The 13895-nt window shown below is 34.3% G+C and carries 16 protein-coding genes; 11 read left to right on the top strand and 5 right to left on the bottom strand.

Annotation, left to right across the window (positions count from 1 at the left end; all coding sequences use genetic code 11):
- The first annotated feature begins 3 nt into the window (after positions 1–3).
- The 3 genes from pduL (at position 4) to PHF10_04420 (ending at position 2760) form a co-directional block, all read left to right on the top strand.
- Positions 4–579, top strand: coding sequence for a phosphate propanoyltransferase (gene pduL, locus PHF10_04410; GenBank protein MDD5534964.1), 576 nt, complete (start codon positions 4–6; stop codon positions 577–579).
- Between the two features lie 3 nt (positions 580–582).
- Positions 583–1653: a glycosyltransferase family 2 protein gene (locus tag PHF10_04415; protein MDD5534965.1), complete on the top strand. Its 1071-nt coding sequence runs from the start codon at positions 583–585 to the stop codon at positions 1651–1653.
- A gap of 801 nt (positions 1654–2454) precedes the next feature.
- On the top strand, positions 2455–2760 hold the full coding sequence (locus PHF10_04420) for a hypothetical protein (protein MDD5534966.1): 306 nt from the start codon (positions 2455–2457) through the stop codon (positions 2758–2760).
- Positions 2761–2831: 71 nt separating this feature from the next.
- On the opposite strand, the gene PHF10_04425 is transcribed toward PHF10_04420, so the two are convergent.
- Genes PHF10_04425 through PHF10_04445 form a run of 5 tightly spaced genes read right to left on the bottom strand, consistent with a single transcriptional unit; the run spans position 2832 to position 5232 of the window.
- Entirely contained in the window at positions 2832–3167 is a 336-nt protein-coding gene (locus PHF10_04425; protein ID MDD5534967.1) for a hypothetical protein, read from the bottom strand.
- Between the two features lie 9 nt (positions 3168–3176).
- Positions 3177–3545, bottom strand: a complete 369-nt coding sequence (locus tag PHF10_04430) for a hypothetical protein (GenBank protein MDD5534968.1) — start codon at positions 3543–3545, stop codon at positions 3177–3179.
- Between the two features lies 1 nt (position 3546).
- On the bottom strand, positions 3547–4389 hold the full coding sequence (locus PHF10_04435) for a methyltransferase domain-containing protein (protein ID MDD5534969.1): 843 nt from the start codon (positions 4387–4389) through the stop codon (positions 3547–3549).
- Between the two features lie 6 nt (positions 4390–4395).
- A complete protein-coding gene (locus PHF10_04440; GenBank protein ID MDD5534970.1) occupies positions 4396–4905 on the bottom strand; it encodes a GNAT family N-acetyltransferase in 510 nt (169 codons plus the stop codon).
- 9 nt (positions 4906–4914) lie between these two features.
- Positions 4915–5232 carry a hypothetical protein gene (locus tag PHF10_04445; GenBank protein MDD5534971.1) on the bottom strand — a complete coding sequence of 106 codons (318 nt, stop codon included), beginning with the start codon at positions 5230–5232 and terminating at the stop codon, positions 4915–4917.
- A gap of 93 nt (positions 5233–5325) precedes the next feature.
- On the opposite strand from PHF10_04445, the gene PHF10_04450 reads away from it, so the two are divergent.
- The 8 genes from PHF10_04450 to mraZ all read left to right on the top strand — a co-directional run bounded on the left by PHF10_04450 (position 5326) and on the right by mraZ (position 13894).
- Complete coding sequence (locus tag PHF10_04450) at positions 5326–6468, top strand: glycosyltransferase family 4 protein (GenBank protein ID MDD5534972.1); 1143 nt, start codon at positions 5326–5328, stop codon at positions 6466–6468.
- Positions 6443–8725, top strand: a complete 2283-nt coding sequence (locus PHF10_04455) for a hypothetical protein (GenBank protein ID MDD5534973.1) — start codon at positions 6443–6445, stop codon at positions 8723–8725. Before PHF10_04450 ends, PHF10_04455 begins: the two co-directional genes overlap by 26 nt.
- A gap of 89 nt (positions 8726–8814) precedes the next feature.
- Complete coding sequence (locus tag PHF10_04460) at positions 8815–9432, top strand: hypothetical protein (protein MDD5534974.1); 618 nt, start codon at positions 8815–8817, stop codon at positions 9430–9432.
- Between the two features lies 1 nt (position 9433).
- Positions 9434–9649, top strand: a complete 216-nt coding sequence (locus PHF10_04465) for a hypothetical protein (GenBank protein ID MDD5534975.1) — start codon at positions 9434–9436, stop codon at positions 9647–9649.
- Between the two features lie 40 nt (positions 9650–9689).
- The gene (locus tag PHF10_04470; protein MDD5534976.1) at positions 9690–10724 is read left to right on the top strand and encodes a DNA recombination protein RmuC; all 1035 of its coding nucleotides are present in this window, start codon (positions 9690–9692) and stop codon (positions 10722–10724) included.
- A 3-nt stretch (positions 10725–10727) separates the two neighbouring features.
- Positions 10728–11861, top strand: a complete 1134-nt coding sequence (locus tag PHF10_04475; protein ID MDD5534977.1) for an aromatic amino acid transport family protein — start codon at positions 10728–10730, stop codon at positions 11859–11861.
- An 8-nt stretch (positions 11862–11869) separates the two neighbouring features.
- On the top strand, positions 11870–12916 hold the full coding sequence (locus PHF10_04480; protein MDD5534978.1) for an acetate/propionate family kinase: 1047 nt from the start codon (positions 11870–11872) through the stop codon (positions 12914–12916).
- Between the two features lie 546 nt (positions 12917–13462).
- Positions 13463–13894: a division/cell wall cluster transcriptional repressor MraZ gene (gene mraZ / locus PHF10_04485; GenBank protein MDD5534979.1), complete on the top strand. Its 432-nt coding sequence runs from the start codon at positions 13463–13465 to the stop codon at positions 13892–13894.
- The last annotated feature ends 1 nt before the right edge of the window (position 13895 follow it).

Here is a 13895-nt window from a genome sequence, read left to right on the forward strand (position 1 = left end):
ATGATTATAGAAATTCCAGTTGAAGTTTCAGCCAGACATATTCATTTAAGCCGCGAACATTTGGACGCGCTTTTTGGCGTTGGTTATGAATTGAATAATTTAAAAGAACTTTCTCAAAAAGGGCAATTCGCCACCACGGAAACGATTACCATTCAAACAGAAAAAGATAAAATTGAAAAAGTGAGAATTTTAGGTCCGGTAAGAAAACAAACCCAGGTGGAAATTTCCAAGACTGATGCAAAGAAATTGGGTATTAATCCGCCCATCAGGCACTCCGGAGATTTAAGCAGTTCTGCCGGTTGCATGTTAATCGGGCCAAAAGGCACGGTTTTATTGAAAGAAGGAATTATTATCGCATGGCGGCATATTCACGCTACACCGAAATATATGCAAGATTATAATTTGGACAGCAGAAAATTTGTCTCGGTAAAAATCAGCACTCCTTCAAGAAGCGTTACTTTTAATCAAGTTTATCTCCATATTGACCCGAGCTTTACGCCGGTTTTATGTTTGGATACTGACGAAGCCAATGCAGCCGGAATTGAAGGACCGATTTCGGGAGAAGTTATTTTGGATTAAATTATGTCTAAAAAAATCGCAATCATAATTGTTTGTTATAACGGCCGGGAATATCTCCCGGATTTGTTAAATAGTTTGAAAAATCAAACTTTAAAACCGGCGGAAATTATTTTTGTTGATAATAATTCAAAAGATGATTCTGTTGATTATGTTCGGAAAAATTTTCCGGAAGTGATTTTAATTGAAAATAAAAAAAACTTGGGTTTTGCCCAAGCTAATAATCAGGGGATAAAAGAAGCTTTTACCCGCCAAAGTTTTTCTTCGGAAAATTTAGGCGGGCTAGATTTTATTTTTTTATTAAATCAGGATACGATTTGTGATAATAATTGTTTAGAAGAATTGGCCAGAGTGGCGGATAATGAAAATGCCAAAACTTTTGCTTTTCAGCCGCTTGTTCTTTGCTGGCCGGAAAAAGATAAAATTCAAACTTCCGGCGATAAATTTCATTTTTTGGGTTTTGGTTATTCCGGCGGTTACAAACTGCCAATCGCGAATAGTCAACTGCAATCCAGGGACATTACCTACGCTTCCGGAGCGGCAATGTTTATTAATACTCAGGCCTTAAAAGAAGTTGGCTTATTGGACGAAGATTTATTTATGTATCATGAAGACCTGGATCTTTGCTTAAGAGCGCGTTTCTTGGGTTATAATATATTTCTAGCGCCTCAATCTTTGGTTTATCACAAATATAGAGCCGGGGTTTCACCTCATCGCTGGTATTGGTCGGAGAGAAACAGGGGATTAACTTTGCTTAAATTTTATAAACTGCCGACTTTAATTTTGATTTTTTTACCTTGGTTATTTATGGAATTGGGAGTTTTGGGTTATAGTTTAATGAGCGGCTGGTTTTCTTTGAAAATAAAAAGTTATTTCAGCGCTCTGCGTCTTATTCCTAAAACCTTGGTTAAACGGGCAAAAGTTCAAAGAACCAGAAAAATCAGCGACCGACAATTTTCCAAATATCTGGAAGCGAAATTTAATTTTGCCGGATTTGAGCACCCATTATTGAAATATTTGGTTAATCCCATTTTCGGCTTATATTGGAAAATATTTAGAAAAATAATTTTTTGGTAGAAGAGGTAAATTTAAAAACGGTGTATAATTTTTTATACACCGTCTTTTTTATTACCATTTCATGTATGTATACTGAAATTTTATCCATCCCCAGGCTATCCCGAGGAGAGCAAGAAATAAAATCATCGCTTGCCACGCCGCGGGCATTCTATTTAGCCACTCTCTGATTTTTTTGAAAAAAGAACAAATCGATTGGAATTCTTGGATTAGAATTTTTATTGAACAGACTATTAATTCTAAAATTCCCAAGATTGCAAGGATAATAGAGAGAATAACCAGCATGACAGAATCGTATATTTTCCCGCCCAATTTTTTCATTATTTCCTCCTTTGTTATTGTCAACGCCAATATTTAATTTTAACCAAATCCAGCCAATAATTATTTTTTAAAAGTACAGAGAATATAATTATTTAGCCCTCATCTCCTAAGGGTATTTTTCTTAGACATTTTTTGACGTTTTTTATTAGCAACCAAATTTTATAAATAATCATTGCCATTCCTACTATTAGCCACATTATTGCCAAACTAGCCGGAATAAAAGGAAAGACAATAAAGATAAAAATTACTCCTACATTTGACAGCTTGGGCCATTTATATAATTTTTCCATTATTTCCTCCTATCTGCGCGGGCAGATTATTTAATTTCAATGAACTTATTTTTAGCTTTTATAAAAAATATTTTAGCGTATTTTTCGGTTTTTGTCAACCCCGTCTTAATTAACTTGACAAAAATCAAAAAATTTGTTATTTTTACTTTATATAAAGTTCATTAAATTAAAAGAAAAAAAAGGGGGGGGATCTATGGGAAAAAAGAAAGAAAATAAAATATCTCCGTTGGTGGTTAAGGAATTAGTAAAGAATAGAGAAGAGCTTTACGAAAAAATAAAGAAAGAATTAACACCGGTGATGCTGAAGGCAATTGGGTGCGCCGAGAAAGCTAAAGGATACAAGGATTATTGGGATCTTTTTAAGGAGTTGGGAATCATTTTTGACCTGAGAATGGACGATTACGAAAGGATAATCGCAGAACTAGAAAAGGAAGGGGCTATAAAAAAGGGTTGGGCGGCTTGTAGGGGCGGTTTCTTAACAATAAAAAATGATAAATAAAGATTAAATTAAATGGGAGCAAATATATTTGCTCCCATTTTTCTTTTCTCTCTGAGTCCCAGTACCCCTTTTTAATTTAAAATATCTAACATTTCCAATAATTCTTGTTTTATTTCATCCGGCGGTACGGTATTTCTGTCCGGATATTGCTGTTTCAAATCAAAAAGTTTTTGTTTCAAAATTTCCAGTTTTTCTTGAGCAGTATTATATTTTTCCAATCCAAGTTCATCTTCAACTTTTTTATCAGACATCATAATTTCAATCGCGAAAACCCGGCTGGTAAAACAGGCGAGCCATGAATTTACTGTTCTTTGAAATTCTTTTTCGATTCCTTCTGAGGATTTTGAAATAGTATTTTTGATTTCATTAATTCTGTTTTCAGAAGATTGTTTTTCAAAATTTTCCATATAATTTTTTTAAGAAATTGATGCGAGTCTCATAAGAATATTTTTGTCAATTATTGTATAAGCCCAAAGCGCGGCCGGCAGGGGAGGATCTTTCTGCATCATAGGAATTTCAGCGGAGCAGAGATAGGTTAAATTGCGTCTCATTTCGTTTTCGTCAACAGTATCAGGCAGATTAATAATTTCTTTAGTCGCCGAATAAAGGTCCGGGATGGTCCAGGCGTCTATAATTTTACCAATCGCCGGTTTATATTTATTTTTAAATTCTTCAAATTCTTTGGGATCCGAAGGAATTTGATCGAAAATAGAAGAATAACCCATGATAATTTGCTTATCGGATTTTTCCGGCGAAAAACTTTTTTCTCTAAATTGCTCGGTCATATTATTTTTTTGTTAAAACTAAAATTTCTTGGTTCATTGATTCGTTGCCTTGATTGTCTTGTTTGACAAAATCTTTCCAATCACCAAGAAAAATGTCAAAACCCGAAGATTCGGCAAGTTGTTTAATTTTTTCCGCAGAGTAAAAATATTTTACTGTTTCCGCTCCTTCCAAATAACCGGAATTAGGATCGCCCGACACTTTGAAAAATTTGACTGTAAAATTATCTCCGTCTTTTAATATCCTGATTTCATTGTCGGGAAATTGTTCGCCGTTATATAAAAAGCGTGCGTTTGTTGAATAACTTTTTAATTCCGGACTTGAACTGCCGATCGTGGCGATAAGCTTGCCGCCATTTTTTAATTTCAGCGCAAGCAGTTTGAATAATTCATTAAGATTATTTAGGTGATCAATTGTGTATTTCATCAAAGCCAGATCAAGTTTTTCATTCTCAAGGCCTTGTAAATATTCTAATATTTCGCTTTTGACAAACGATATAACTTCTTTTCGATTCTGATATTTTTCGTCAGAAATATATTTCCCCGCCAATTCAAGCATATATGGCGAAATGTCCACCCAATCAATATGGCCGCGCGGTTCTTTTAGTAACTTGTTGAAAAATTCATGATATCTGTCGGGATGCGCGCCTCCGCCCAATTCAGCAGCGTAAATCGGATCAGGTATATCTTTTATTTCCTGTATAATCGTTCGATCAACGATTTCCGCGACTTTGAAATTTTTATCGTTTTGCTCAAGCTCGGCGAATTTTTCGGCAATTTCCGGCGAGAAATACATTTCTAATCCTTTGTGATTATTGAAATGATTTTTTATTTTTTCTTGATCCATAAAAAATTATAATTTTTTTCCAAAAATATAACGGCCTTCAACTTGATTTTTTTCTAATACTTTGTCAAAAGGATATTTTTTCAGATCCTCGTCGGATAAAATTTGATAATTATTTTTTTTATAAAAATTTGTGGCCCAGACCGCCTTTTGGTCAGTTTCTAATACCAACACTAATGCGTTTAATTTTTTCGCGAATTCTTCTATTTTATTCAAGAAAATACTGCCAAAACCTTTCTTCTGATATTTGGGATCAATATATATCATACTTAACCATACGGTTTGGGGATTTTTTAAACGAAAAGATGAATATCCGATAATAGCGCCGTTCTCATTATAAGCGCACAAATATTCTCTACTTTTTTCTCCCTTTATTAAATTATCAATTGATTCGGAAGCGCAATCATATTCTTTGAATTCTTGCGGAGAAAAAATATTGAGATAAATTTGATCGGCATTATTTACCAAATTAACTATTTGAGGATATTCAGATTTTTGAGGTTTATCAAATTTTATCATATTAATTTTTTAAGAATGTTTTTCATTCATTTTATCCCAATCCCAATCTCTTTTCTTGTTTGAATTTATTTTTTTTAATATTGATTTCTCAACATCTATATTTAAAACACCGCAAAGATGCAGAATGCGCTGAACAGCATCGCCCAATTTTTCTTTAAGACCGTTTTTGCCGTTAATATTTTTATGGCGATAAGCCTCAAATGCTTCGGAAATTTCCGAATGAATTAAAGCGATTTTTTCCGCCACATTAATTTCTTTTGGTTTTACGCCAAATCCTTTTTGTTTGGCTTGCTTCATAATTAAGTCTGTTAATTGTTGTATTGTCATAAAAGTATTTTAATAAATTTTGTGCCAAATTATTGACTTTAGCTCTTAATTATAGTAAAATTATAGCATAATTAAGGCTTTCGTAAAGAATCTATGAATATCGCTCATATTGTTTCAACATTTCCTCCTTATTTCGGCGGAATGGGTAATACCTGTTATTCCCAGGTTAAAGAATTCGCAAAAAGGGGACATAATGTTTTAGTTTTAACGCCAAGATACGGAGGTAAGAAATTACCAGCTCAAAGTCCTGATTTTCGGGTTATTTATTTAAAACCGTTTTTAAAATTCGGAAATGCCGCCATGGTGCCGCAAGTTACTTGGCATCTGAAAGATTTTGACATTATTCATCTTCATTGGCCGTTTATCGGGGCTGAATTTATTATTTTCGCCAAACTTTGCGGTTTGATCAAGAAATCGTTGGTTGTTCAATATCAAATGGATTTGGTTGATCGCGGCTGGCGCGGAATATTTTTTAAACTTTACAGTTTAATTTTTATTCCTTTATTGGCCAGAGCGGCGGACAAAATTTTAGTTTCTTCGTTTGATTACGCCCATTATTCCCATATCAGACGATATGTTGATCGTTTTGAAAAAAAATTTATTGCCGTGCCGCTGGGAGTGGACACCAGCAAATTTTATCTTCAACCCAAAGACGAAGAATTATTGAAAAAATATAATTTGTCTTATCGCGAGAAAATTGTTTTATTTGTCGGCGGACTGGATCGGGCGCATTATTTCAAGGGGATTGATGTTTTAATCAAGGCCATCGCTGATATAAATTGCAAATTGATTATTGTCGGCGAAGGCGATTTGAAACCGAAATATCAAGCGCTGACCAATAATTTAAATATAAAAGAAAAAGTTATTTTTGCCGGCCATGTTTCAGATGAAGATTTGCCTAAATATTATAACTTGGCCGATGTTTGCGTTTTGCCGTCAATCGGCCGTTCCGAGGCATTTGGTTTGGTCTTGGTTGAAGCCATGGCTTGCGCCAAGCCGATTATTGTTTCCGATTTGCCCGGACCGAGAACCTTGGTTCAAAATAACGGCTTTAAAGTTAAAATTCGTGACGTTAATGATTTAAGGCAAAAAATATCTTTAATTTTGGAAGATCAAGTTTTAGCCAATCAACTCGGCGCTCAAAGTTTTAAATTGGTGAAAGAACAATATAATTGGCCGACCTCGGTTCAAAAATTAGAACAAATTTACCATGAAGAAATTGTTTTTAAAAATTAGAGAAGACAAAAATTTTGTTTTTACGTTAATTGCGATACTCTGCGCAGTCGGTTGGTTTTTAAATTTTCAGTTTTGGCACATTTCGGGATTTTATTTATTGTTTTCTGTTTTTTATTTTCTAATCAATTCCGTTTGGTTGGGGAAAATTTTAGCGCGTTTTGGTTTTGAAAAAGAGTTTCAATTTATTTTCGGATTATTTTTGTTGTTTTTTTTAATCGCTTTCGGCATGGCCGTGCCGATTGTTCTTTATAAAATAACGCCGATTTATTTGGCGTTATTATTGATTTTACTGACAATTATCATTTCTTTATCAAGCCGTTTGAAAAGAAAAGGGGAGGACGAAGAAATGGAAAAAGAATTGGTACTGGTTGAAAATAAAGAAAAAATTAAAATTCCAAAATTTGTTTATGGTTTATTCGGCCTTGCTTATATTTTTTGCTGGTTTTTACTTTTCAGGGCGAGAACAGGGGCTGATATCCGTTCGCCGTGGACAGTAATTCATCCTTTTTATCTTTATGGCTGGCTGTTCATAATTTTTGTCATCGGGCTTTTTATTTTTTCAAAATGCCGTTTAAAGACATTTTTATTTTTCATTATTTTAACTTCTTTGCTTTTGCATTCTTATTTGTTGATAACATATCAAACCGGTTTTGGCGGCGATAAATGGCGGCATCTTGGCGCTGAACAATGGCTGATGGACGGTCATATTTACACGCCGTCTCTCTTTGGCGAACAGATTTCTTACAAGCAATTGGGGCCGATAAAAATTCCCGAAGTTTTGATCGCGGGCAATAAAACTTCTTACGCCAATATGTGGGGGATAACAATCGCTCTTTCTTGGCTGACGAAAATTGATATTTTTTATATTGATCTTTTTTTGGGTTTATTGTTGTTCTCAATATTTTTGCCGTTTTTACTTTTGAAAATCGGCAGTTTATTCTCCAAAAAGAAAGAATTTTTGTGCTTGTTGGTTTTATCGCCGGTTTTATTTTTTCCTTTTCAAATTTACGGCAGTATTACTGTGCCGCAGGCTTTCGGCTTTCTGCCATTTTTATTTTCTCTGATTTTTCTTTTGGAATATTTCATGGATAAATTTTCTTTTCGCCAGCTGCTCAAAAGACTGGTTTTTTTAATTCCATTTTTATATTTTAATTACGTTCTTTATTTGGTTGTTTTCGTGGAAATATTTATTTTAGTATTTTTGCTTAAGAATTTTTATAAATTCAAACGCGGCAAAATGATTTGGCTGGCCCTGATTTTTATTTGTTTTTTGGCCTTAGTGTTTTTAATTCCCTTGCTTGATACGAATAATCAATATTCATCTTTTAAAAAGAATTTAACTTCAACTGATTTTAAAAGCGCTTTGATAAATTTTCCGATTAGAATTTTAACTTCAGACGCCATCTTTCCGCGTCTTTATCGGATGGAACAGGATAATTGGCTTTATTCACAGACGGGCGAATATCTTTCCAGGGCAACTCTGTTGAAGGCCTTGCCTTGGCATTTGATACTTACGCCGATAATTTTATTTTTAATAATTTTGGGAATTATTAATTATCGTAAATTATTTCAACCGAAAATCGGACATCTTTTTGTTTTAGTTTTGGTTATTTTTTTGCTGAACCAATTTATCAGTTCTTATTTCATGGAGGGCAATCATATTTTTTCCAAGCGATTGGTGATTTTAACTTCTTTCTTGATGATGATTCCGTTGGCATGGGGGATTTATTGTTTAACCGAATATTCCAAATCTGTTTTTTCGCGCAAAGTTATAATTTTTGCTTTGATAATTATAATCGGTTTAACCTCCACTACCGTTTATGCTTCCGGACCGAAGTCTCAAACCGTTTCTTCGGATGAATTGGCGGCCGCCAAATATGTTTGGGGAAAAATCAATTCAGGTGAATTGGCGAATAAACACTGCGTTTTAGCCAATACTTGGCCACTTTTGGCCTTAGAGGCGGCTTCGGGAAAACAAATCGTTACGGGCGGATTTCCTTATTATATTGAATATCGCCAGCCCGAAAGAGTTCAATTGTTTGACAACATGAATACTGCTCCGTCAATTCGTTATATTGAAAAAGCCATGGAAGTAACCGGCGCAAATCAGTGTTATTTTATGACTGAAGGAAGATGGATGTTGTTTAATCGCAAAGATCAAATTATTAATCAGCTTGATTCCATATTGGGTAATCATCAAAATATCGGACAGGTGATGATTTGGTTGTATCAGCCCAATATAGTCAATAGTTATTAGTTGGTGGTTTTAGTTTATGGTTTTCAGTTTAACACTTAACCGAACAACCATAACTATCAACCAAAAACTATAAACCATTAAATGGTTATATGAAAATTATTTTAAAAATTTATACTATTTTATTAATCATCGGCGTGCTTTTCTTTTTTGGTTGGCTGGTTTATAAAAATTTGGTAGTTACGGGAAAACTTTTTTTGGTCAATGATTTTTGCAATGAGTCTCAGGTTGTTTCCAATCTTTATCCGGAAAATAGGGTAGGGGGCGTGGAAAAAGAAAATGATATTTGTTCTCAGCGCATTTTTACCGAACCGGTTTATTTTAAAGTGAAAATTTCACGAACTTTTTCCAAAGCGAAAATTAAAGTTGTCTATGAAGATGAAGGACAATCGCTTGTTCAACTTGGCCTGATGAAAAGAAAAATAACTCCTCTTGATTGGCGATTTGATTTACAATCAACCGAAGATCAAATTATTAATCATATTTCAAAAGATAATTTGGAAGAGCAGAGCGCGGAATTTTCTGTCAGCTTGGACGATATCACGGATCATTCTCTGGAATTCATTATTTCCGTGCCCGGTTTGACTGACGGCCGCCATCAAATAAAAATCAGAAGAATAGAAGTTGAACTGAGCCGATCAACTCAAGATTGGAAAACTATTTTTGCGGACTTGAAAAATTATTTGCTTAGAAAAATAAATAAATTTTAAAATGAATATATTATTTAAAAAAATTGCCGGGATTGCTTATTATTTTTTGCGTAATACTTTTATAATCGTGGGTATATGTTTTTTGTTGCTTATAATTGCCGAAGATCTTCAGCCGGGTTTTTTCTCATTTTGGTTTGATATAAAAGGCCTGACTATCGGAGTAATAGCCAGCGGCATTTTGGCTCTGTTTTCTTCTAAATTTGTTAATCAATCTTAATTTTGACATTTTAAGGATAATAATTTATACTTATACTATTATGAATACCTTACTCATTGTTTTAATCGTAGTTTTTATCGGCGGATTCATCGGCCTGGCTGTTTTTTTGAACAAGCGTTTCGGAACAGGGAAGGGCGATCAGAGTTTTTTATTGATTCAAAACCAGATTAATGAATTGAATAAAACCATAGATAATAAGCTTGGCCAGTCAAATCAGATATTGCAGCAGCAATTCAGCCAAAGCGCTCAAATTATCAGAGAGGTTACTGAGCATTTGACCAAATTGGACGAGACCAATAAGCAGGTTATAAATTTTACCGAACAATTGCAGAGCCTGCAGGATATTTTAAAAAATCCGAAACAAAGAGGAATTCTCGGTGAATATTATTTGGAAACGCTTTTGAAAAATATTTTGCCGCCCGACACTTATAAAATGCAATATAAATTTTTGGACGGGGAAATTGTTGACGCAGTCGTATTTGTGGGAAATAAAATAATTCCGGTTGATTCAAAATTCAGTTTGGAAAATTATAATCGTATTATTGAAGAAAAAAATCAAGCGGAAAAAGATAAGCTGGAAAAACAATTTGTCAGTGATCTGAAACAAAGAGTCACGGAAACAGCGAAATATATTCGGCCGAACGAAAATACGATGGATTTCGCTTTTATGTTCATTCCTCACGAGGCGATTTATTATGATCTCTTGATTAATAAAATCGGCAGCATAACAGGGGATACAGAAAGTATTATTCAGCGGGCAGCCGGCAAATATCACGTGATTATTGTTTCACCGACGAGTTTTCTCGCTTATTTACAAACCGTCTTACAAGGTTTGAAAGCGCTTAAAATTGAGGAATCAATTAAAGAAATTATTAAAAATGTCGGCGATGTCGGCAAGCATCTTTTAAGTTATGAAGAATATATGAAAAAATTGGGCAATAATCTCGGAACGACAGTTGGCATGTATAATTCCGCATACAAAGAATTTAAAAAAATTGACAAAGATATAACGAAAATTGCCGGAGGAAAAAGCGGCGTTGACCCGCTTGAACTTGAAAAACCGAGTAATGAATAAAATATGAAAAATAAAAAATTTTTCGAAGCTATTGCTGTTTTAATCGGAACAATTGTCGGAGCGGGAATTTTTGGCTTGCCGTATGCTTTTAATAAATCGGGCTTTATGGTGGGCCTTTTTTATTTATTGATTTTAGGCGGAGTATTTTTAATAACCAGTTTTTGTTATGGTGAGATAGTCTTGCGCACCAAGGATCAATTGGAAATGTCAGGTTATACCGAACGTTATTTGGGCAAAAAGGGCAAGATTATAATGACTGTTTCTTTAATATTGGGAATCTATGCCGCCTTAGTGGCTTATATTATCGGCGTCGGTCAATTTTTACAAGCGATTTTAGGGCCGATTTTGGGGGGCAGTCAATTTTTTTGGTCTTTGATTTTTTGGGCTTGCGTCAGCTTGATTGTTTTAAAAGGTATCGGCATTGTCAGTAAAATGGAATTATTAATGACCGGCGGTCTTATTTTTATCGCTTTGTTTATTTTTATTTTCAGTTTTCCTTATATCCATCTTGATAATCTCAAAACATTTCATCCCGCGAATTTATTTTTTCCTTACGGCATAGTTTTATTCGCTTTGGGTGGAGCAACCGCTATTCCGACAATGCGCCGTTTGCTTAATGAAAAAACCAAATGGCTTAAACCAACGATATTTTTGGGTCATCTTATTCCGATTATCGTTTATATTATTTTTACTTTTGCCGTGATCGGAGTGTGCGGAAAAGATACTTCCGAAACTGCCATTCTCGGACTGGCTGCCAAAACAAGCAACTTAATACTTCTTGTCTGCGGAATTTTCGGCGTTTTAGCCATAAGCACTTCTTTCTTGTCTTTGAGTTATGTTTTAAAAGAAGTTTTCCAAAGAGATTATAAAATTCCCGTTTTATCAAGTTGGGGATTAACGGTTTTTATTCCGCTGATTTTATTTTTATTCGGATTAAACAGTTTTGTGAGTGTCATTGGTTTTTCCGGCGGCATTCTTTCAGGTATTCAAAGTATTATTTTAATAACAATTTTTTACAAAGCGAAAAAAATGGGCGACAGAACACCGGAATATAATTTTAATCTGGCTAAGCCCTTGGCTTGTCTCATTTGTTTGATGTTTGTCGGAGGAATTATTTATCAAATTATTTATCATTAATAAACGATATGGCCTTAATTTTAGTTTTAAATGCCGGCAGCACTTCTCTGAAATACAAATTATTTGATTATCAGACGCTTAAAGTTGTCAAAAAAGAATCTTTTGAAAATTTGCCGATCAGCGGTGACGCTCACTTAAGCGCTGTTGTTTCTGTTTTAAAACAAATCGGTAATTTAACCGATATTAAAATAGTTGGTCATCGAATAGTGCATGGCGGAACTGAATTTCAAAAGCCGACCTTGCTTGATGATAAAAATTTAAAAAATTTGGCCAATTACAGCAGTTTGGCTCCTCTTCATAATCCTTATAATTTAAAAGTGGCGCAATTGGCCAGGGTTTATTTAAATGACATACCGCACGTAGGGTGTTTTGACACCGGTTTTTTTATTGACTTGCCGCTGCAGGCCAAGCTGTATGCCATTCCGCTTGAATATTACAGAAAATATAATATTCAACGTTTCGGGTTTCATGGTATTTCTCATCAATACGTAGCCAACCAAGCGGCAAAAATTTTAAAAAAGAATTTGAATAAAATAAATTTAATCACTTGCCATTTGGGCGGGGGATGCAGCATGGCGGCGATTAAAAAAGGCAAGGCGGTTGATACCAGTATGGGTTTTACTCCGCTTGAAGGATTAGTGATGATGACACGTTCGGGTGATATTGATCCGGGTCTTATTAATTATTTTAATAAAGAATGCGGCTTATCTATGGATCAGGTAAACGATCTGTTAAATTATGAATCCGGAATGAAAGGTTTGTTTGGAACAAGTAATTTCAGAGAAATTTTAAAAGCCGCAAAAAAGGGAAACAAAAAGGCAAAATTGGCTTTTGAAATTTTTATTTATAGAATTCAAAAATATATCAGTTCTTATTTTGGAATTCTAGGCGGCGCTGACGCGATTGTTTTCACCGGAGCAATCGGCGCGGGAGATTCTTATACTCGAAAAAATATTTGCCAAGGATTAAAATTTATCAAGTCCGCAAAAATTTTAGCCATTGAAACCGATGAAGAATTGGCGATTGCCCAAGAGTGTCAAAAAATTCTAAAATAAAAATTTAGTTTAAAAAATAAAAAGACTCAATTTTTTGGGTCTTTTTTTGTTATTCAACCCTATCCTAATTTTGCGAATGAAAAATTTTAGGCGAGGCGCTGCGCCCAACAAGGAATGTCCCTATTCGGGACACGCGCCTCGCGAGAATTTTATAAAATTTATTTTTAAATTTTTATTTTTAAAAAGAAAATTTGGCAAAATTAGGACGGGGTTTCGCTCTTTTTAGTCGCTCAAAGTTATCCACAATCAGGTGGTTGCCTAGTGGGAGAAAATGGATTACAATTGATTCGTTGTGTAGGAAAGTGGATAAATGTGGGGATAAGCCAGTTTTTATGTGAATAACTAATAAATTTTGTCTCCGGACGTTAAGTCGGAGCTACAAAATTATTACCGAGCACTCAACACAGTTTATTTAAAATATTTCAAATATAATTATTATAACGAGTAATTCAGTAAAAATTTATAAATTATACTGAGTGCTCGGTACTCAAAATTATAGTTAAAAATTTTGCGTTTTGCGAACTTAAATTTTTAAATAATTTTTGTATGTTTATTGGTGAATACCATTATACAATAGATGAAAAAAATAGATTGGCCGTTCCGGTCAAATTTAGAGCAAGCATTTTAAAGGGAGCAGTAGTGACTCGCGGAATAGATGCTTGTCTTTTTTTATATCCTAAAAAAGAATGGGATAATTTAGCCGCTAAGTTGGCGGCAATGCCGATTAATAAATCCAAGACCAGAGCTTTTTCCAGATTAATGTTGGCTGGTGCGATGGAAGTGGAGCTTGATAAACAAGGAAGAATAAATTTACCTGATTATTTAAAACAATACGCGAGTATTAATAAAAAAATAGTTATTGCCGGACTTTATAATCGCTTGGAAATTTGGGATGAACAAGCTTGGGAAGAATATAAGAAAAAATCAGAAGAAGAAAGCACTGATATTGCCGAAGAGCTTGGGGGTTTAGGCGTGTAAT

This window comes from Patescibacteria group bacterium, from assembly GCA_028716665.1.
Classification (GTDB): Bacteria; Patescibacteriota; Patescibacteriia; order UBA2591; family JAQUPP01; genus JAQUPP01.